Origin of the sequence: Burkholderia sp. PR2 (assembly GCF_052372875.1) — a bacterium.
Classification (GTDB): Bacteria; Pseudomonadota; Gammaproteobacteria; order Burkholderiales; family Burkholderiaceae; genus Burkholderia; species Burkholderia diffusa.
The window spans coordinates 691,972-712,182 of record NZ_JBQRWH010000004.1 but is presented as its reverse complement, the minus strand read 5'-3'; the positions used below and the strand labels follow the sequence as shown (position 1 = coordinate 712,182).

The 20,211-nt window shown below is 65.7% G+C and carries 19 protein-coding genes; 11 read left to right on the top strand and 8 right to left on the bottom strand.

What is annotated here, in order from left to right; all coding sequences use genetic code 11:
• Nucleotides 1–53: 53 nt before the first annotated feature.
• Entirely contained in the window at nt 54–404 is a 351-nt protein-coding gene (locus tag ACT2FV_RS20480; protein WP_444504671.1) for a hypothetical protein, read from the bottom strand.
• 151 nt (nt 405–555) lie between these two features.
• Here ACT2FV_RS20480 and ACT2FV_RS20475 point away from each other — a divergent pair, with 151 nt between their 5' ends.
• The 3 genes from ACT2FV_RS20475 to ACT2FV_RS20465 all read left to right on the top strand — a co-directional run bounded on the left by ACT2FV_RS20475 (nt 556) and on the right by ACT2FV_RS20465 (nt 3,068).
• On the top strand, nt 556–1,158 hold the full coding sequence (locus ACT2FV_RS20475; RefSeq protein WP_444504670.1) for an FkbM family methyltransferase: 603 nt from the start codon (nt 556–558) through the stop codon (nt 1,156–1,158).
• 68 nt (nt 1,159–1,226) lie between these two features.
• A complete protein-coding gene (locus tag ACT2FV_RS20470) occupies nt 1,227–1,373 on the top strand; it encodes a hypothetical protein (RefSeq protein ID WP_444504669.1) in 147 nt (48 codons plus the stop codon).
• A 69-nt stretch (nt 1,374–1,442) separates the two neighbouring features.
• Nucleotides 1,443–3,068, top strand: a complete 1,626-nt coding sequence (locus ACT2FV_RS20465; protein ID WP_444504668.1) for a hypothetical protein — start codon at nt 1,443–1,445, stop codon at nt 3,066–3,068.
• A gap of 173 nt (nt 3,069–3,241) precedes the next feature.
• Here ACT2FV_RS20465 and ACT2FV_RS20460 read toward each other — a convergent pair whose 3' ends face one another.
• Nucleotides 3,242–3,925: a DedA family protein gene (locus ACT2FV_RS20460; RefSeq protein ID WP_444504667.1), complete on the bottom strand. Its 684-nt coding sequence runs from the start codon at nt 3,923–3,925 to the stop codon at nt 3,242–3,244.
• Nucleotides 3,926–4,100: 175 nt separating this feature from the next.
• On the opposite strand from ACT2FV_RS20460, the gene mutL reads away from it, so the two are divergent.
• Nucleotides 4,101–6,101 (top strand): DNA mismatch repair endonuclease MutL, encoded by a 2,001-nt coding sequence (mutL, locus tag ACT2FV_RS20455; protein WP_444504666.1) that lies wholly within the window; start codon nt 4,101–4,103, stop codon nt 6,099–6,101.
• A complete protein-coding gene (gene miaA / locus ACT2FV_RS20450; protein ID WP_444504665.1) occupies nt 6,098–7,072 on the top strand; it encodes a tRNA (adenosine(37)-N6)-dimethylallyltransferase MiaA in 975 nt (324 codons plus the stop codon). The genes mutL and miaA overlap by 4 nt, the downstream gene beginning before the upstream one ends.
• Before the next feature lie 99 nt (nt 7,073–7,171).
• Here the strand turns inward: miaA and purM are convergent, their stop codons facing one another.
• Nucleotides 7,172–8,227, bottom strand: a complete 1,056-nt coding sequence (gene purM / locus ACT2FV_RS20445; RefSeq protein WP_059608307.1) for a phosphoribosylformylglycinamidine cyclo-ligase — start codon at nt 8,225–8,227, stop codon at nt 7,172–7,174.
• Between the two features lie 247 nt (nt 8,228–8,474).
• On the opposite strand from purM, the gene hda reads away from it, so the two are divergent.
• The 6 genes from hda to panB are packed head-to-tail and all read left to right on the top strand — an operon-like array spanning nt 8,475 to nt 13,564.
• Complete coding sequence (gene hda, locus ACT2FV_RS20440; protein WP_059608306.1) at nt 8,475–9,209, top strand: DnaA regulatory inactivator Hda; 735 nt, start codon at nt 8,475–8,477, stop codon at nt 9,207–9,209.
• An 11-nt stretch (nt 9,210–9,220) separates the two neighbouring features.
• Entirely contained in the window at nt 9,221–9,898 is a 678-nt protein-coding gene (locus ACT2FV_RS20435) for an HAD family hydrolase (protein WP_151047884.1), read from the top strand.
• A 5-nt stretch (nt 9,899–9,903) separates the two neighbouring features.
• On the top strand, nt 9,904–11,442 hold the full coding sequence (gene pcnB, locus ACT2FV_RS20430) for a polynucleotide adenylyltransferase PcnB (protein WP_444504664.1): 1,539 nt from the start codon (nt 9,904–9,906) through the stop codon (nt 11,440–11,442).
• A 35-nt stretch (nt 11,443–11,477) separates the two neighbouring features.
• Nucleotides 11,478–12,020 carry a 2-amino-4-hydroxy-6-hydroxymethyldihydropteridine diphosphokinase gene (folK, locus tag ACT2FV_RS20425; protein ID WP_059465460.1) on the top strand — a complete coding sequence of 181 codons (543 nt, stop codon included), beginning with the start codon at nt 11,478–11,480 and terminating at the stop codon, nt 12,018–12,020.
• Nucleotides 12,017–12,703, top strand: coding sequence for a deoxynucleoside kinase (locus tag ACT2FV_RS20420; protein WP_059465459.1), 687 nt, complete (start codon nt 12,017–12,019; stop codon nt 12,701–12,703). Before folK ends, ACT2FV_RS20420 begins: the two co-directional genes overlap by 4 nt.
• A gap of 45 nt (nt 12,704–12,748) precedes the next feature.
• Complete coding sequence (gene panB / locus ACT2FV_RS20415; RefSeq protein ID WP_124902648.1) at nt 12,749–13,564, top strand: 3-methyl-2-oxobutanoate hydroxymethyltransferase; 816 nt, start codon at nt 12,749–12,751, stop codon at nt 13,562–13,564.
• Nucleotides 13,565–13,700: 136 nt separating this feature from the next.
• Here the strand turns inward: panB and ACT2FV_RS20410 are convergent, their stop codons facing one another.
• From ACT2FV_RS20410 to grpE, 5 genes are all read right to left on the bottom strand, one after another.
• Nucleotides 13,701–15,605 (bottom strand): chorismate-binding protein, encoded by a 1,905-nt coding sequence (locus tag ACT2FV_RS20410; protein WP_444504663.1) that lies wholly within the window; start codon nt 15,603–15,605, stop codon nt 13,701–13,703.
• A 4-nt stretch (nt 15,606–15,609) separates the two neighbouring features.
• Nucleotides 15,610–16,746 carry a molecular chaperone DnaJ gene (dnaJ, locus tag ACT2FV_RS20405; RefSeq protein WP_014898006.1) on the bottom strand — a complete coding sequence of 379 codons (1,137 nt, stop codon included), beginning with the start codon at nt 16,744–16,746 and terminating at the stop codon, nt 15,610–15,612.
• Nucleotides 16,747–16,999: 253 nt separating this feature from the next.
• A complete protein-coding gene (dnaK, locus tag ACT2FV_RS20400; RefSeq protein WP_124624956.1) occupies nt 17,000–18,952 on the bottom strand; it encodes a molecular chaperone DnaK in 1,953 nt (650 codons plus the stop codon).
• A gap of 147 nt (nt 18,953–19,099) precedes the next feature.
• The gene (locus tag ACT2FV_RS20395) at nt 19,100–19,540 is read right to left on the bottom strand and encodes a thioredoxin family protein (protein ID WP_059608299.1); all 441 of its coding nucleotides are present in this window, start codon (nt 19,538–19,540) and stop codon (nt 19,100–19,102) included.
• Between the two features lie 10 nt (nt 19,541–19,550).
• Nucleotides 19,551–20,096: a nucleotide exchange factor GrpE gene (gene grpE / locus ACT2FV_RS20390; RefSeq protein WP_059465453.1), complete on the bottom strand. Its 546-nt coding sequence runs from the start codon at nt 20,094–20,096 to the stop codon at nt 19,551–19,553.
• Between the last annotated feature and the right edge of the window lie 115 nt (nt 20,097–20,211).

Sequence of the window (20,211 nt, the reverse complement as noted above, 5' to 3'; positions counted from 1 at the left end):
CCACACTCAGACTACTGACAAACGCTCGCCAAGGGCTACGGTTTTGTTTTGGCTCATCGCGGATCACCGGGGGATGTGGTGCGGATCTTGAGGGCGAAGTACTCATCGTCGCGGTATTCGTCCACGGCGAGTTCGAATGTATCATTGTCGAGCGAAACAAGCGTCGCGGCCGCACCCGATCCATCGGCGAATTCGGTTACAGGCGGATGCAGCCCCTTGATGCGCTGTGCATTGTCGATGCGTCGCGATACTGCCGAAATACAGGTCCAAATGGCTTGCGCGTAGCAGGACGGCGACGGACACGGAACGTGTTCCGAAACAAGGAACCCAAGTGAACAACGCCCCATTCCGGAATGAGCGAGAACGTGCGGTGATGATATCGCTTGCCGAATCGAAAACGGCATCGGCACGGCGCCGTGACCTCGTCACCAAAATCATGAACGGACAATGTAATGAAACCATTGGTAACCAAAAATAATATTGCTCTGCCTAGTGCACGGGTACGATAGCATCGGCACGGGCTGATAATATGCCCCATTTACAGAAGAGAGCGTAATGTCGACGCGGGATACGCTTTACACTGAAATCGAAGAACGTATCCGAGATAGTGGAAAAGTCACTTTCGAAATCGGGACGATACCCATCACGTTTGATTTGTCCCACCGGCACGAAAGGTACTATGCGGCGTCGCTGATCCTAGATATTCGATATCCGCAAGGTGATATAGACCGGGGGCTATTCCGCCGATTCGTCAAGGCGGGCGATCAGGTGCTCGACGCCGGCGCGAATATCGGCGTCACCGCACTGGAGTTGCTTGAGGCCGGCGCGCATCGCGTCATCTCCGCCGAGCCGATTCCCGAGGTCCATGCCAGGCTCGCGGGGTTGGCGACGGACCGCATCGTGCCTGAGGATCGGGCCATCTCATCCGATGCGGGGCATGCAACCATGACCGTTTCTCTGGCTCACAATCAAGGGTCAAGCCTGAAGGACGAAGTGCTTGCGCTGTTTCCGTACATCTTCGGTGACACGTATCACAGGATTTCCGTGCGGACCACGACCATTGATGCGCTGCAAAGCGAACACGGCGCGTTCGACATCTGGAAACTGGATATCGAGGGCGCGGAAGTCGATGCGCTGTCGGGCGGCACTGAAACGTGAGTCGTTGTCCGCCGCGCGTCATCATCGCCGAGCTTTTCGGCGAGTTGCGTAATGAATTCCGGAAACGGTTGACCGGCACGCACCCGTACGGCTATCGCGTGTTTTTGCGCAAGCACGACTACGAGCTGGAATTCCCGGACGTCGACGCTGAGCCGGGCGAAATGCATCACCACACAAGTCCGATGTTCGTGTTTTCCCGCGAGCCGGTGGCTTGACGCGGCTTGTCTCCGTCATCGATGCACTCACAACACATTCAATAACCTGCAATAAACGGTGATGAGTTCATGCTGGGATTGAAACGACGACCGCACATCGAAGAGGTGGTCTTCGCTGACGATTTTCTTCGGACACGCGAAAACGGATTGCCGCTGGCGCCACAGGTCAACCGCAAGTTCTTGCGTGCTTTCTTCGGGCCGGCTGCTTCGAGACTGGGTTGGCGCGTGAAGGAAGTTTGCTCTTGCTCGCAGGGCGGAAACATACCTGTGCACAAGGTCATGGAGGCACTGGACTTACCGCAAAGCCCGGACGGATGGGCCGCTGCGTGCACGACCGATTTGAATCAGGCCTCTGAGCACTTGAGTTCGCTCGCCTTGACGCCCGCTACCCTTGTGATTGGCTGGGGCTTGCCGCCGTCCATCATGCAGTATGTAGACAGCCGCGGAGCGGCATTCATCGACGTGGAAATCCACTCGATCCGCTTTACCCGTGATCTGCATCTGGCAATGCGCACCAACGACCCCGGGATTCAACGTGAACTGGAGCGATTGCGCATCGACGACGAGATGTTCTGGTCTGCGGCCGCTGGCCTGCGCGCTCACTTTGCGCGACGCGGACAGTCCTCTATTGTGCGACCTGATCGGAGCGTGGGTTTATTTGTCGGGCAGATGACCATTGATCTAGCCGTGGTACGCGGTGGTTGCCTGACGCACCCCGTCGATTTCGCCAAGCAAATCAGCGACTGGGCGAAGGAGGTCGATCTGCTAGCTGTTCGTCGTCATCCTGCGCAGACGGATACGAGCCACCTTCACGCGTTGCTAGAACAGGTGCCCAACGCAGTACTCGTGGGCGGCAACACATACGGTCTGCTCTGCGCGGACAATCTTGCATTCGTCGGAGCGATTTCCTCCGGCGTGCTTGACGAAGCCAGCTATTTTGGGTGCAACGATATTCGGCGATTGCTCACCGATGACCGCAATAGGGCGGGGCTTCTGCCGGCAACCTGCTCACCATGGATACCCGTCAGGCTCGAGGTGGCTAGCGTTCGCTCGCTAAGGGCTTTCGCCCGCGCGAGACAACGCGCGTGGCACTGGCCCCTGCCTCGGCTTTCGTCCAACGGGCCGCCGTCGTTTCCCGAGGACATGCTCAACCAGATTTTCGGCTACCGCTGGGGATTGGATCCAACGGTGAACGGCCTGCCGGAATTGCCGACGCTCGCGCCGGGACAATCGCTGAGCATGGCGCTGCATGCGCCGGGCGCTGCATGCACTGTTTTTGGATATGGCTGGTACTGGCCTGAAAATTGGGGGGTATGGAGTGCCGAAGCGCACGCGTCGCTGGTTATTCCACTGAGCTTTCCAGATACCGTGCCGCCCAGCGGCGACTTCGAATTCTCGTTGCACGGCGACGTGTTTGCACCCGGCTCGGTGACTCCGCCGACCGTACACATTTTGGTCAATGGCCACGAATGTCGGTTATCCCTCGGTCAGGGCGGAAGTATGGAGTGGGCTGTCCGACTCGACGCCGAAGCCGTCAAGCACCAGTTGCTGATCATTGCCTTCGATGTGCAAGGGGCATTGCGTCCGTGTGACGTAGGGGGGAATCCCAGCGATGATCGAACTGTCGGGATTGGACTGCGATACGTCGCGCTACGCGAAAGCGGGGGGCTTGCGCCCGAACCACCAACGCAATGAGGACGAGGTTCGAAAAGAGAATCAGCCGGGATTCTGCGGGCTCGCCGCTCTGCAAAAGTTCGCCCAAGGCTTACGGGTACCGCGACGAGGAATACTTCTTCCTGAAGATCCGCGCCGCGTTCCCCGTTAATCCGCGATGAACCTTTTTATTGCCCTGAAAACGAAGCCCCCGCTCAACGCCCGCCCGTCTTCTGCGTACCACCCGATTGCCGCCCGCGCACCAGCTTCCACACCGCGCCGAGCGCGACCGGCACGATCGCCGCGCCGATCCCCGCCAGCACGATCACGTTCAGGTACTGGCGGATGAACGGAATATTGCCGAAGAAGTAGCCGAGCAGCACCAGCAGCAGCACCCAGACCAGCGCGCCGATCACGTTGAACAGCTGGAAGCGCGCGAAGCTCATCGACGACGCGCCGGCAACGAACGGCGCGAACGTGCGCACGACCGGGATGAAGCGCGCGAGCACGATCGTCTTGCCGCCGTGCTTGTCGTAGAACGAGTGGGTTTTCTGCAGCGCCGCGCGATCGAGGAAGCGCTCGAGCACCGGGATATGGGTATTGAACACCTTCGGGCCGATCCAGCGGCCGATCAGGTAGTTCACGGTGTTGCCGGCAATCGCCGCGACGAGCAGCAGCACGATCAGCGCGCCGACATTCATGTCGCCCGTCGCCGCGAACGCGCCGCCGATGAACAGCAGCGAATCGCCGGGCAGGAACGGCAATACGACGAGCCCCGTCTCGCAGAACACGATCAGGAACAACACCAGATACACCCATGCGCCGTACTGCCGGATGAAGTCGCCGAGGAACGCGTCGATATGCAGGACCAGGTTGACGAAATGAAGCAGCGTATCCAAATGCAATTCCTCGAAGGCGAAAGGGCCGGAACGGCCGGAAAAAGCGGGAGTGCCCGCCGCACAAGGCGGCGCGCGCAACGGAGCCCCATGATACCCAAACTACCTTAAGGCTCCGTGAAAAAACGTAACCGTTCGCGGCCCCGGCACGCCCTCGCGGCCTCGCTATAATTCGGCCATGTCCGAAATCACCGAAACGGCCGCGGGCGCCGCGCCCGCCCCCGCTCCGCGCCCGCTGCGCGCGATCCAGCCCCTGCCCGACCAGCTGATCAGCCAGATCGCTGCCGGCGAGGTCGTCGAACGCCCGGCGTCGGTCGTCAAGGAACTGCTCGAGAACGCGATGGACGCCGGCGCGACGACGCTGCGCATCGTGCTCGAGGAAGGCGGCGTCAAGCGCATCTCGATCACCGACGACGGCTGCGGGATTCCGCCCGCCGAGCTGCCGCTCGCGCTGATGCGCCACGCGACGAGCAAGATCCGCTCGCTCGAGGAACTCGAGGCGGTCGCAACGCTGGGTTTTCGCGGCGAAGCGCTCGCATCGATCGCGTCGGTCGCCGAGCTATCGATCACGAGCCGCACGGCCGAGCTCGCGCATGCGACAAAGATCGACGCGGCCACGGGCGCGCTGTCGCCGGCCGCCGGCGCGGTGGGCACGACGATCGAAGTGCGCGAGCTGTACTTCAACACGCCCGCGCGCCGCAAATTCCTGAAAAGCGAGCAGACCGAGTTCGGTCACTGCCTCGAAATGATCCGCCGCGCGGCGCTCGCGCGGCCGGACGTCGCGATCTCAGTGCTGCACAACGGCAAGGCCGTCGAGCACTGGAACGCGACCGAACCCGCGCAGCGCGTCGCGAAGATCCTCGGCGACGGCTTTGCAACGGCGCACCTGCCGCTCGACGAACAGGCCGGGCCGCTCGCCGTCTACGGCTGCGCGGGCCTGCCGACCGCGAGCCGCGGCCGCGCCGATCAGCAATACTTCTTCGTGAACGGCCGCTTCGTGCGCGACAAGCTGCTCACGCACGCGGTGCGCGCAGCTTACGAGGACGTGCTCCACGGCGACCGCTACCCGTCGTACGTGCTGTTCCTCGACCTGCCGCCCGAAGCCGTCGACGTGAACGTGCACCCGTCGAAGATCGAGGTGCGGTTCCGCGATTCGCGCTCGATCCACCAGTACGTCTTCCATGCGGTGCAGCGCGCACTCGCCCGCCACGCGGGCGCGTCGCCGGAAACCACTGCCGGCGGCCATGCCGCGCAACTCTCGCCGGCGCCGGGCGGCCCCGCGTCGTTCCTGAACACCCCGCTCGGCCAGGGCGCGGCCACCAGCACGGGCGCCAGCGGCTTCTCGCCAGCCTCGCCGTCGTCGTCCTCATCGTCAGGCAACACGTGGATGCGCCAGGCGCGTATGACACAGGGCACGCTGCCGGTCGCGCAACCGCTCGCACTCTACGACGCGCTGTTCGGCCGCAAGGACACGGGCGCCGGCACGCCGGGCGGCACGACGATCGTCGCGCGCGATTCGGCGGATGTAGCCGACGCACCGATCGCGCCGCTGTCGGGCTTCGCCGCGTCGCCGCTCGCTGCCAGCGCGCACGACGAGCAGCCGCTCGGCTTCGCGCTCGGCCAGATCCACGGGATCTACGTGCTCGCGCAGAACGCGCACGGCCTCGTGATCGTCGACATGCACGCCGCACACGAACGGATCCTGTACGAACAGTTCAAGAACGCGCTGGCCGACCGCACGGTCGCCGTGCAGTCGCTGTTGCTGCCGGTATCGATGACGGCGACGCCGGTCGAGATCGGCACGGTCGAGGAAGAACGCGACACGCTCGAATCGCTCGGCTTCGACCTCGCGGTGCTGTCGCCGACGACGCTCGCGATCCGCGCGGTACCCGCGCTGCTGAAGGATGCGGACCTGCAGGCGCTCGCGCGCGCGGTGCTGGCCGACCTGCACGCGTTCGGCGGTTCGCGCGTGCTCACCGAGCGCCAGCACGAGCTGCTCGGCACGCTTGCATGTCACCACGCGGTGCGCGCAAACCGGCGCCTGACGCTCGACGAGATGAACGCGCTGCTGCGCCAGATGGAAGCGACCGAACGCGCTGACCAGTGCAATCACGGCCGACCGACGTGGTATCAGCTCACGCTGAACGATCTCGACCGCCTCTTCATGCGCGGGCAATGAGCGCTGCACAGCCCTCCCCTCCGACGACGATCGCCTGCTTGCTCGGCCCCACGGCATCGGGCAAGACGGCCGCCGCGCTGGCGCTGGCCGCGCGCCGCCCGATCGAGATCGTCAGCGTCGATTCGGCGCTCGTCTATCGCGGCATGGATATCGGCACCGCGAAACCGACGCGCGACGAGCGCGCGAGCGTGCCGCATCATCTGATCGACATCATCGACCCGGCCGATGCGTATTCGGCGGCCGAATTCCGCGCGGACGCGCTGCGCCTGATCGGCGAGATCGCCGCGCGCGGCCGCACGCCACTGCTCGCGGGCGGCACGATGCTGTACTACAAGGCGCTCACGCAGGGCCTCAACGACCTGCCGGGCGCCGATCCGGCCGTGCGCGCGGCGCTCGATGCCGACGCCGCGCGCGACGGCTGGCCCGCCCTGCATGCACGGCTCGCGCAGGTCGATCCCGCGACGGCCGCGCGGCTCGCGCCGAACGATTCGCAGCGCATCCAGCGCGCGCTCGAAGTGTTCATGCTGAGCGGTCAGCCGATGTCGGTGCTGCTCGCCGCGCCGCGGCGCGCGGACGACGAGGCCGCCGCGTACCGCTTCGTGCCGGTCGCGCTCGAACCGTCGGACCGCGCGGTGCTGCACGCGCGCATCGCGCAACGCTTCGACGCGATGCTCGACGCGGGCTTCATCGACGAGGTCGAACGGCTGCGCCGCCGCGAGGATCTGCATCTCGGCTTGCCGTCGATGCGCTGCGTCGGCTACCGGCAGGCATGGGAATTCCTCGACGGCGACACCGACTACCGCACCATGCGCGACAAGGGCATCTTCGCGACGCGCCAGCTGTGCAAACGCCAGATCACGTGGCTGCGCGCGATGCCGGAGCGGATCGTCGTCGACTGCATCGCGCCGGACTCCACAGCCCGCGCACTCGACGCGCTCGAACGCGTGCTCGACGGCCGCGCAACAGCCTGACGCACGCGCGGGTCGCCGCGCCCCGGTGCGACGCCCGAAAAAAAAACCGCCCGGATCGACTCCGGGCGGTTTTCCTTACTGCATCCTGCTTGCGGTGCGTCAGACCACGACCGTCTGCGCCTCGCCTTCGCGGCTCGCACGCACGGTGCCGATCTTCCACACCTGTTCGCCGGCGGCCGTCAGGTCGGCGATGGCCGCGTCGGCATCGGCCGCCGCGACGATCACGGCCATCCCGATCCCGCAGTTGAACACGCGGTGCATTTCGGCATCGGCGACGCCGCCGTGCTCCTGCAGCCACTTGAACAGCGGCGGGAGCGGCCACGCGTTCTGGTCGAGCTCGGCCGTGAGGCCATCGCGCAGCACGCGCGGAATGTTCTCGACGAGGCCGCCACCCGTGATGTGGGCCATGCCCTTCACCGGCAGCTTCTGCATCAGCGCGAGCAGCGGCTTCACGTAGATGCGCGTGGGCGCCATCAGCGTGTCGGCCAGCGAGCGGCCGTGGAAATCGGCCGACAGGTCGGGGTTCGCGCGCTCGATGATCTTGCGCACGAGCGAGAAGCCGTTCGAGTGGATGCCGCTCGAAGCAAGGCCGAGCACCACGTCGCCTTCGGCGATCGTGCTGCCGTCGATGATCTTGCTCTTCTCGACCGCGCCGACCGCGAAACCGGCCAGGTCGTATTCGCCGTCCGGGTACATGCCCGGCATTTCGGCCGTCTCGCCGCCGATCAGCGCGCAGCCCGACAGTTCGCAGCCGTGCGCGATGCCCTTGACGACCGTTGCGGCCGTGTCGACGTCGAGCTTGCCGCACGCGAAGTAGTCGAGGAAGAACAGCGGCTCCGCACCCTGCACGAGGATGTCGTTCACGCTCATCGCCACCAGATCCTGGCCGACGGTGTCGTGTTTGTTCAGATGAAAGGCCAGCTTGAGCTTGGTGCCCACGCCGTCGGTGCCCGACACGAGCACGGGCTCCTTGTACTTCTTCGGCACTTCGAACAGCGCGCCGAACCCGCCGATGCCGCCGAGCACGCCGTCGCGCAGGGTTTTCTTCGCAAAAGGCTTGATCTTGTCGATGAGCGCGTCGCCTGCGTCGATGTCGACGCCTGCGTCGCGGTAGGACAGACCCTGAGCGTCGGGAGCGGATTTCGGAGGATTCATGGGGGAATGCGAGAAGGTCGGTAAAATGCGATTTTACCCGAAGCCGGCCCGTTGGCCGGAATTCCCAGCACCGAATCGTCAGGGATTGCATCTTGCTCGACACGTCCCCGTTTTCATCGCTACGCGAGCCGCGCCGAAACCCGCGCGCCGCCGTGCGTGCGGCCGCGTGTGCAGGCACCGGAGCAGCCCCCCGCGCGTGCCCGGCGTACGGCGCGCGTTTCATCAACCGACCCGCATTGTGACTGTTGTGTCCCGTCAACTGACGCTCGATCTCGGCACGCCGCCGCCCGCCACGTTCGACAACTTCATCATGAATGAGGAGAACGACGAGCTCATCTCGCGGCTCCAGAAGCTCGACCTCGCGCTCGCGGCGGGGCCCGTGCCGGACCGGTCGTTCTATATCTGGGGCGAGCCCGGCAGCGGCCGCACCCATCTGCTGCAGGCGCTCGTGAGCGACGCGTCGTACGGCAACGCGCGCTACCTGACGCCGCAAAGCCCGCTCGGCGCGTTCACGTTCGACGCGCGCATCGGCATCTACGCGATCGACGACTGCGACCGGATGAGCGACACGCAGCAGGTCGCGCTGTTCAACCTGTTCAACGAGGTCCGCGCGCACCCGTCGAGCGCGTTCGTCGCGGCAGGCCCGGCGGCGCCGCTCGCGCTCGACGTGCGCGAGGATCTGCGCACGCGCCTCGGCTGGGGGCTCGTGTTTCACCTGTCGCCGCCGTCCGATGCCGGCAAGATCGCCGTCCTGAAGCTCGCGGCGAAAGAGCGCGGGATCGCGCTCACCGACGACATCGCCGCCTACCTGCTGACCCATTTCCGCCGCGACATGCCGAGCCTGATGGCGCTGCTCGACGCGCTCGACCGCTTCTCGCTCGAGCAGAAGCGCGCCGTCACGCTGCCGCTGCTGCGCCGGATGCTGGCCCGCCCCGGCGACGACATCGCACCGCCGGGCACAGGCCCGAACCGCTTCGAGTAAAATGCGCATCCATGACTAATCTGGCACTCTTTGACCTCGATCACACGCTGATCCCGACCGATAGCGACCACGAATGGGGCCGCTTCATGGTGAAGCTCGGCATCGTCGACGCGGAAAGCTTCTCGCGTCAGAACGATCAGTTCTTCGCCGACTACAAGGCCGGCAAGCTCGACATCCATGCGTACCTGTGCGCGATGCTCACGCCGCTCGCGAAGTATTCGCGCGCGCAGCTCGCCGAATGGCACGAGCAGTACATGCACGAGGTGATCCGCCCCGCGATGACGCCCGCCGCGCTCGAACTCGTGCGCAAGCACCTCGATGCCGGCGACCTGTGCTGCGTCGTGACGGCCACCAACGAATTCATCACGCGTCCGATCGCGACCGCGTTCGGCGTCGACACGCTGATCGCGTGCGAGGTCGAAACGACCGACGGACATCCCGATTCGCCGTACACGGGCCGGCCGACCGGCACGCCGAGCTATCGCGAAGGCAAGATCGTGCGCACCGAAGCATGGCTCGCGTCGCTCGGCAAGCACTGGAACGACTTCGAGCACAGCTACTTCTACAGCGACTCGCACAACGACATCCCGTTGCTCGAGAAAGTCACCGACCCGATCGCGACCAACCCCGACGACACGTTGCGTGCGCATGCAAGCGCGCGCGGCTGGCGCATCCTCGATCTCTTCTGAACGTCGTGATCAAAAAATTCATTCGCAAGCTGCTCGGCCAGGACGGCGCCGAACAAACGTCACCCGCCGAGGCGCCCGCCGCCGACACGGCCCCTGCCCAGCGCCCCGCGAAGGGTAGCCGCGGCGGCGGCGCCAGGAAGCCGCGCAGCAATCACGAACCGACCGTCGTGCCGGCCAGCGTGCACCAGATCGATCCGTCACTGATCTCGCGCAATGCCGTCCGCGTGACCGACACGCTGCAGCAGGCGGGCTTTCGCGCATTCATCGTCGGCGGCGCGGTGCGCGACCTGCTGCTCGGCATCGCGCCGAAGGACTTCGACGTCGCGACCGACGCGACGCCGACCGAAGTCCAGCGCCTGTTCCGCCGCGCGCGCCTGATCGGCCGCCGCTTCCAGATCGTCCACGTGCAGTTCGGCCAGGAACTGATCGAGGTGTCGACGTTCCGCGCACTGGTCGATGCGCCGCCCGAGGCTGCCGCGTCGGCCGAGCCGCCGAAGCGCCTGAAGCGCGACGAACTCGATCGCCGCACGCACGCGGTCGACGCCAGCGGCCGCGTGCTGCGCGACAACGTGTGGGGCGAACAGCACGAAGACGCCGCGCGCCGCGACTTCACGATCAACGCGATGTACTACGACCCGTCGACGCAGACGGTGCTCGACTACCACGACGGGATGGCCGACATGCGCGCCCGCCTGCTGCGGATGATCGGCGACCCGGCCACGCGCTTCCGCGAGGATCCGGTGCGGATGCTGCGCGTCGTGCGCTTTGCGGCAAAGCTCGGCTTCGAGATCGAGCCGCATACGCGCGAACCGATCAAGGCGCTCGCCGACCTGATCAACAACGTGCCGGCCGCGCGCCTGTTCGACGAAATGCTGAAGCTGCTGCTGTCGGGCCACGCGCTCGCGTGCCTGCAGCGGCTGCGCAAGGAAGGCCTGCACCACGGGCTGCTGCCGCTCCTCGACGTCGTGCTCGAACAACCGCAGGGCGAGAAGTTCATCACGCTCGCGCTGAACAACACCGACGCGCGCGTGCGCGCCGGCAAGACGGTATCGCCGGGTTTCCTGTTCGCGACGCTGCTGTGGCACGACATGCGCCAGCGCTTCGAGCAATACACGGCGGAAGGCGAATTCCCGGTGCCGGCGCTCCATCGCGCGATGGACGACGTGATCGACATGCAGACCGAGAAACTCGCGATCCACAAGCGCTACTCGGCCGACATGCGCGAGATCTGGGGCCTGCAGTTGCGCCTCGAAAAACGCTCGGGCCGCAGCGCGATGCGGCTGCTGGAACACCAAAGGTTTAGAGCGGGGTATGATTTCCTCCTGTTACGCTGCGAATCCGGCGAGCTCGATGCGGAAGTCGGACAGTGGTGGACGGATTTCATCGAAGGCGACGCGGCCGCGCGCGAGGCACTCCTCACGCAGGGCGGCTCGAAGGAAAAATCGCCCCGCAAGCGGCGCCGCCGCGGCGGTGCGCGAAACCGCAATCCGGGCGAAGGCGCCGCCGAGCAGGCGCCGGACACCGCGGGCGGTTCCGACGACTGACGCGCGCGCCGGCGAACGACGTAGGAAGTGATGCCATGACGGTTGCATATATCGGACTGGGGGCGAATCTCGGCGATGCGCGCCAGACCCTGAAGGACGCGGTGGTGTGCCTCGCGCAGCAGCGCACCATCTCGATCCTCGGCAAATCGAGCCTGTATCGCACGGCGCCCTTCGAAGCGGGCGGCGACGATTACTACAACTGCGTCGTCAAGCTCGACACGACGCTGTCGGCCCGTGAGCTGCTCGCGCTCTGCCAGAAGATCGAACATCACTTCGGGCGCGAGCGCCCGTATCGCAACGCGCCGCGCACGCTCGACCTCGACATCCTGCTGTTCGGCTCCGATTCGATCGACGAACCCGACCTGATCGTCCCGCATCCGCGCCTCACCGATCGCGCATTCGCGCTCGTGCCGCTCGTCGAGATCGAGCCGGCGCTCGACATCCCCGCGCGCGGCCGCGCCGATGCGTACCTCGCCTCTGTCGCGGATCAGCGCGTCGAGAAGGTGCAGACCTGTCAATGCCTGATGCAGAAGGCCCTTGCCGCCGGCGCTGACGCCGACAAGAACCGCTGCCGATGAACATCACTCCGCTGACCGTCACCGCGCCAGACCTGCGCGCCCCGCATCGCTATCTGGTGATCGAAGGGCCGATCGGCGTCGGCAAGACGACGCTCGCGCGCCTCTTCGCCGAGCGCTGGTCGATGCAGACGCTGCTCGAGCGCCCGCAGGACAACCCGTTCCTCGAACGCTTCTATCGCGACACCGCGCGCTACGCGCTGCCCGCGCAGTTGTCGTTCGCGCTGCAGCGCGCGCAGCAGGCGCGCGAACTGATCGGCGCGCTCGATACGGGCCGGCCCGTCGTCGCCGATTTCATGCCGCAGAAGAACGACATCTTCGCTCGGCTGAACCTGCCGGAAGACGAATGGCAGTTGTACCGGTCGATCGCGACGCACCTCGACGTCCCGCAAGCCCCCGCGCCCGATCTCGTCGTCTATCTGCAGGCGAGCCCCGAGGTGCTGTTCTCGCGCATCCAGAAGCGCGGGCTGCCAATGGAGCTGCAGATCAGCGACGCGTACCTGCGCTCGCTCGTCGATGCGTACAACGAATTCTTCTATCACTACGACCGAACGCCGGTACTCACGGTCGCAGCCGAACACCTGAACCCGCAGGACTCCCCCGAAGACCTCGCGCTGCTGATCGAGCGCATCGACACGATGCGCGGCCGCAAGGAATTCTTCGTCAAGGGCGAAACGACGCGCTGACGCGTCCTCGCCTTTCGTTCCTCCCCCATCGAACCGGATTTCCCCATGACCTATCTCCAGGAATCGAGCCGGCCTGCCGTCACTGTGCCCAAGCTGCAGGCAATGCGCGAGGCCGGCGAGAAGATCGCGATGCTCACCTGCTACGACGCGAGCTTTTCCGCGCTGCTCGATCGCGCCGGCACCGACGTGCTGCTGATCGGCGACTCGCTCGGCAACGTGCTGCAGGGCCACACCACCACGCTCCCCGTGTCGATCGACGACATCGCGTACCACACCGCATGCGTCGCGCGTGCGCAGCCGCGCGCGCTCGTCGTCGCCGATCTGCCGTTCGGCACGTACGGCACACCGGCCGAGGCGTTCGCGAACGCGGTCACGCTGATGCGCGCCGGCGCGCAGATGGTCAAGCTCGAAGGCGGTGAATGGCTCGCCGACACGGTCCGCTTCCTCGTTGAACGCTCGGTGCCGGTGTGCGCGCACCTCGGCCTCACGCCGCAGTCGGTGCATGCGTTCGGCGGCTTCAAGGTGCAAGGCCGCACGGAAGCTGGCGCCGCGCAGCTGCTGCGCGATGCGCGCGCGATCGAGGACGCGGGCGCGCAGCTCGTGGTGCTCGAAGCGGTGCCGACGCTCGTCGCGTCCGAAGTCACGCACATGCTGAAAATCCCGACGATCGGCATCGGCGCGGGCCTCGAATGCTCGGGCCAGGTGCTGGTGCTGCACGACATGCTCGGCATTTTCCCCGGCAAGCGCCCGCGTTTCGTGAAGGATTTCATGCAGGGCCAGCCGAACATCCAGGCGGCCGTCGAGGCGTACGTGAGCGCGGTGAAGGACGGCTCGTTCCCGGGCCCGGAACACTCGTTCTGACGCGCGGCCGGCGCCTGTTCGATACGAAAAAAAGCGCGGCACCCTTTGCGGGGCGCCGCGCTTTTTCCTTGGATGCGGTGTTGCCGAAGATCAGCGGTATCGGTTCGTCGGGCACGCGGCCCAGTCGTTCATCGCGTCATTTCAATACCGCATCGAGCGCGCCGCGCAGTGCATTGGTCAGCAGCAGCGCCTCGGCGCGCGCCAGATCGTCGAGCGTGACGATGCGCTCCTGGGCGCCGAATGTGCGATCGTCGAGCAGCACGCCACGCATCACGCCCGGCAGCACACCGCTCGACAGCGGCGGGGTCACCCACTGGCCGTCGAGCTTCACGAACAGGTTCGAGCGCCCGCCTTCCGTCACCTCGCCGCGCTCGTTGACAAACAGCATGTCGAAGCCACCAAGCGCCTCCGCCGCCTGCCATGCGCGATCGTATTCGGCACGGCGCGTCGTCTTGTGCAGCAGCAGCGCGTCGTCCGTGCGGGTCGGTGCGAACCCGTGCGCGGACGCAAGCATCACGCCGACCGGCCCAGCGGGAAGCGGTTTCATCGTCGCGGCCATGATGTCGATCGTGCCGTCCTTCGCGAGCGCGAGCTTCATCCGGTACGGACCATCGCCGTCGAGCGCCGCGCAGCGCGCGTCGATCTCGCGGCGCAACGCATCGGCGTCGAGGCGGAAGCCGAATGCATCCGCGCTGCGCCGCAGCCGCGCGAGATGGCGCTCGAGATGCCGGATGCCGTCCGCACGCGTCGCGGCGGTGGTTTCGAACAACTGGAAGCCGGGATCGGCGTCGGTCAGGAATCGCGCTTTCAATTCGCACTCCGCATATTCGTCGGCGGCGACGCTGTCGAGCACGATGCCCGCGCCGACCCCCATCGTGCCGCGTCGCCGGCCGCCAGCGGCCGCTGCCGCGTCACGCGTGTCGATCGTTGCGGCAGCATCGACATCGACCGCCTCGAGCGTCAGCGTCCGGATTGCGACCGACAGGCAGAAATCGCCGCAGCCGGTCGCATCGCCGGGCGCTGCCCCTTCCTTCGGTGCGTCGAGCCAGCCGATCGCGCCCGTATAGAGCCCGCGCGGCGTCGACTCGATCGCGTCGATCAGTTCCATCGTCTTGTGCTTCGGCGCACCGGTGATCGATCCGCATGGAAACAGCGCGCGCAGCATCTGCGCGAACGTGGTGCCGTCGCGCCAGCCGGCCTCGACCGTCGACGTCATCTGCCACACCGACGCGTACGGCTCGACCGAGAACAGCGCCGGCACCCTGACCGTGCCCGTGCGCGCGATCCGCGACACGTCATTGCGCAGCAGGTCGACGATCATCACGTTTTCCGCGCGGTTCTTCGGATCGTTCGCGAGGAACGCGGCGGCCGCCGCGTCGTCGCGCGGATCGGCCGAGCGCGGCGCGGTGCCTTTCATCGGCCGCGCGCGCAGCATGTCGCCGTGCTTCTCGACGAACAGCTCCGGCGAGCACGACACGACCCACGCACTGTCGGGCAGCGCGATCAGCGCGCCGTAACGCACGGGCTGACGCGCGCGCAGCCGCCGGTACAGCGCGAGCGGCGTGCCGAACATGTCGAAATTCAGCCGATACGTGTAGTTGATCTGGTACGAATCGCCCGCGCGCAGCGCGTCGTGCACTGCGGCGATCGCCGCGTCGAACGCGTCGCGCGACACGCTCTTCGCGACATGCGCGACGCCCGCGATCGACGGCGGGCCGCCGCCGTCCTGCTGCGCGAGCCACGCATCGACTTCGTCGCGCGACAGGCGCTCGCAGCGCGCATACAGCAAAAAGCGCAGCGGGGCATGGCCCGGCTGCGCTCTTTCAAGATTGCGTCCGAATTCGTAATCGCCGACGACGACCGCATGCAGCCCGTCGCGCAGATCCTGCGCCACCGCCGCATCGAGCTCGTCGAGCCGTGCCGGATCCGTACACACGCGTTCGCGCACGAAACCGGAATACAAACGACTCGACCGCGTGGACGCGGTCGAGTCGCAATCGTCCAAGAGCGCGAACGACGCGCTCTCGTTGCCTTCAGTCATGCCGTCACTCGAAGAAGCTCTTCACCCGGTCGAACCAGCTCTTGCTCTGCGGACTGTGACGCGCACCGCCCTCGGCCAACGACTTCTCGAACTGCTTGAGCAGATCACGCTGCTGGTCGGTCAGCTTCACGGGCGTCTCGACCTGCACGTGTACGTACAGATCGCCCGCGATGCTCGAACGCAGACCCTTGATCCCCTTGCCGCGCAGGCGGAACGTCTTGCCCGACTGGGTACCTTCCGGCACCGGGAACGACGCACGGCCGGCCAGCGTCGGCACCTCGATCTCGCCGCCGAGTGCGGCGGTCGTGAACGGGATCGGCATCTGGCAGTGGAGATCGTCGCCGTCGCGCTCGAACACCGAGTGCGGCTTGATGTGGATCTCGACGTACAGGTCGCCCGGCGGCCCGCCGTTGATGCCAGGCTCGCCGTTGCCGGCCGAGCGGATCCGCATGCCGTCGTCGATGCCGGCCGGGATCTTCACTTCGAGCGTCTTGGTTTCCTTCACCTTGCCCGATCCGTGGCAGTGCACGCACGGTTCGGGGATGTAGGTGCCGGTGCCGTGACACTTCGGGCAGGTCTGCTGGATGCTGAAGAAGCCCTGCGACATGCGCACCGTGCCCTGGCCGTGGCAAGTCGGGCAGGTTTCCGGCTTCGTGCCAGGTTTCGCGCCCGACCCGTGACAGACTTCGCATGAGACCCAGCTCGGCACGCGGATCTGCGTGTCGTAACCGTGCGCGGCCTGCTCGAGCGTGATTTCCATGCTGTAGCGCAGGTCGGCACCGCGATACACCTGCGGACCGCCGCGGCCGCCACGCGCGGCGCCGCCCGCGGCCTGGCCGAAGATGTCGCCGAAGATGTCGCCGAACGCATCCGCGAAGCCGCCGAAACCCTGTCCGCCCGCACCGCCCATGTTCGGATCGACGCCCGCGTGGCCGTACTGATCGTACGCCGCGCGCTTCTGGTCGTCCGACAGCATTTCATAGGCTTCCTTCACTTCCTTGAAATGCTCTTCCGCATCCTTGCTGTCCGGATTGCGGTCAGGGTGATACTTCATCGCAAGCTTGCGATACGCCTTCTTGATTTCGTCGTCGCTCGCATTCTTCGCGACGCCCAGAACCTCGTAGTAATCCCGTTTCGCCATATCGATTCGCTGTGCCGTCGCGCGTCACGCACGCGGCGGCTCCTTTCGCCCGCAGTAAAGTCTCTCGACTCGTCTGGCGCTGCGCCGTCCGCGGACGGCTCGCGCAGCACCCGCCAAAAAACAAATGTGCCCGGAGGGCCGCGAAGCCCGCCAGGCGTGGAGTCGATCCGGCCATCCGGAAGGAAAGACAGACCGCTGTTCAGCCGCGCCGCGCGCGTGTCGCGCGCGGCGTGCGGTGCCATGGCAACCCGGCTCAGTCCTTCTTTACTTCCTTGAACTCGGCGTCGACAACGTCGTCCGCAGCCTGCTGCGCGCCGCCCGCGTGGGCCGCGCCTTCCGCTGCACCCGCCGCGCCGGCCGCACCGGCCTGCTGCGCCTGCATGTCGGCGTACATCTTTTCGCCGAGCTTCTGCGAAGCCTGACCGAGTTCCTCGACCTTCGCGTCGATCGCCGCCTTGTCGGCCGACGTATCCTTCAGCACGTCCTCGAGCGACTTCAGCGCCGCTTCAATCTTTTCCTTCTCGCCCGCGTCCAGCTTGTCGCCGTACTCGGTGAGCGCCTTCTTCGTGCTGTGGACCAGCGCGTCGCCCTGGTTGCGCGAATCGGCCAGCTCGCGCAGCTTGTGGTCTTCCGCTGCGTTCGCTTCCGCGTCCTTGATCATCTGGTCGATTTCAGCTTCGGACAGGCCCGAGTTCGCCTTGATCGTGATCTTGTTTTCCTTGCCGGTCGCCTTGTCCTTCGCGCCGACGTGCAGGATGCCGTTCGCGTCGATGTCGAAGGTCACTTCGATCTGCGGCACGCCGCGCGGCGACGGCGGGATGCCTTCGAGGTTGAACTCGCCGAGCAGCTTGTTGCCTGCCGCCATCTCGCGTTCGCCCTGGAACACCTTGATCGTCACGGCCGACTGGTTGTCGTCCGCAGTCGAATACACCTGTGCGTGCTTCGTCGGGATCGTCGTGTTCTTGTTGATCATCTTCGTCATCACGCCGCCGAGCGTCTCGATGCCGAGCGACAGCGGGGTCACGTCGAGCAGCAGCACGTCCTTGCGGTCACCCGACAGGACCTGGCCCTGGATCGCCGCGCCGACTGCGACGGCTTCGTCCGGGTTCACGTCACGGCGCGGGTCCTTGCCGAAGAACTCCTTCACCTTCTCCTGCACCTTCGGCATGCGGGTCTGGCCGCCGACCAGGATCACGTCGTCGATGTCCGACACCTTGACGCCCGCGTCCTTGATCGCGATGCGGCACGGTTCGATCGTGCGCTCGACCAGATCCTCGACCAGCGCTTCCAGCTTCGCGCGGGTAATCTTCAGGTTCAAGTGCTTCGGACCCGATGCGTCGGCCGTGATGTACGGCAGGTTGATTTCGGTCTGCTGGCTCGACGACAGCTCGATCTTCGCCTTTTCAGCGGCTTCCTTCAGGCGCTGCAGCGCGAGCACGTCCTTCGACAGGTCGACACCCTGCTCCTTCTTGAACTCGCCGATGATGTAATCGATGATGCGCTGGTCGAAGTCCTCGCCACCGAGGAACGTGTCGCCGTTGGTCGACAGCACTTCGAACTGCATTTCGCCGTCGACGTCCGCGATCTCGATGATCGACACGTCGAACGTGCCGCCGCCGAGGTCATACACGGCGATCTTGCGGTCGCCCTTCTCGGCCTTGTCGAGGCCGAACGCGAGCGCAGCCGCAGTCGGCTCGTTGATGATCCGCTTGACTTCGAGGCCCGCGATGCGGCCGGCGTCCTTGGTTGCCTGACGCTGGCTGTCGTTGAAGTACGCCGGCACCGTGATCACGGCTTCCGTGACCGGCTCGCCGAGGTAGTCTTCGGCCGTCTTCTTCATCTTGCGCAGCACTTCCGCCGAAACCTGCGGCGGCGCCAGCTTCTCGCCGTGCGCTTCGACCCATGCGTCGCCGTTGTCGGCCTTGATGATCGTATACGGCATCAGGCCGATGTCCTTCTGGACTTCCTTCTCTTCGAAGCGGCGGCCGATCAGGCGCTTCACCGCGAACAGCGTGTTCTTCGGGTTGGTCACGGACTGACGCTTGGCCGGTGCGCCGACGAGCACTTCGTTATCGTCCATGTAGGCGATGATCGACGGCGTCGTGCGCGTGCCTTCCGAGTTCTCGATGACCTTGACCTGGTTGCCTTCCATGATGGCGACGCACGAGTTCGTGGTGCCGAGGTCGATACCGATGATCTTTCCCATTTTTCCTAATCTCCAGAAATGCCTGTTTGCTGCGCGAAACCCCGCGTTTTTGGGCGGTTTCGCGCGCCAGAATTCAACTCTGTTCCCGAAATGCGTCCGGCCGATCCGTTTTCAAGACCCACCAAGCGATGCGGGTATTAAATTTTTTCAATCGATGCCGGTAGCCGGATCGTGCGGACCGTCGTCGCGGTCCGACGGCGCGCCTGCCGCCGCGGCAACCTTCGCGCGCGCCGCCGACACCGCCGCCTGGAACTGCGCGAGGCCATGCCAGCCGGTCGCGCGGCCGAGCCGCTTGCCGCGATGGAAAAAGAACCACGTCGGCACACCGTGCAGGCCGAAGCGGCGCCCCAGCTCATGATGTTCATACACGTTGCAATGGAACCACTTCAGGTCCAGCGCGCGCATCGCGTCCGTCTGGGCGAGCATCGCCTTCTTCGCGATCTCGCAGTTGAAGCAGTCGACGCCCCAGAAGAACACCACGGCGAGTGCATCGCCGGCGCCGGCGATCGCGGCGTCGAACGTGTCGGCCGCCAGCGCCTGCATGTCGAACGCTTCGAACGCGGCCGGATCGACGCCGGCGGGAACCATCGCGGTAGCCTTACTTCGGCTGGGCGACCGTGACGAGCGCCGGGCGCAGCACGCGGTCCGCGATCGTGTAACCCTTTTGGAGGACGGTCACGACGGTATTCGGTTCCTGATCGGCCGGCACCATCGAAATCGCCTGGTGCTGGTGCGGATCGAACTTCTCGCCGACCGGGTTGATCGCGACGACGCGGCCCTTCTCGAGCGCGCTCGTCAGCTGGCGCAGCGTCAGCTCGACGCCTTCGCGCACCTTCGTGATGTCGCCGGACGTATCGCTCACGGCGGCCTCGAGGCTGTCCAGCACGGGCAGCAGGTGCTCCGCGAAGCCCTCGATCGCAAACTTGTGCGCCTTCGAGACGTCTTCCTGCGCACGGCGGCGGACGTTCTCGGTCTCGGCCTTCGCCCGGAGGAAGCTCTCCTGCAGCTCGGCGACCTTGGCTTGAGCCTCCGCGAGCGCAGCGTCGGCTGCTTCGGCGGCGGGAGCAGCGCCTTGCGCCGCCTGCTTCTCGCTGCCGATGTCTTCGGCCGATTGGGTAGCCGGGTTCTCTTGCGTGTTTTCCATGTCGCTGAAAGTCGATTAGAGGTTGAAGCCAAATCGGCAACCGCCGGACCGTATGCCGGCGACACCGCACATTGTTGGTGCAAATAAGGGCGAAAACTGCGGTTTCAAGAGGGTT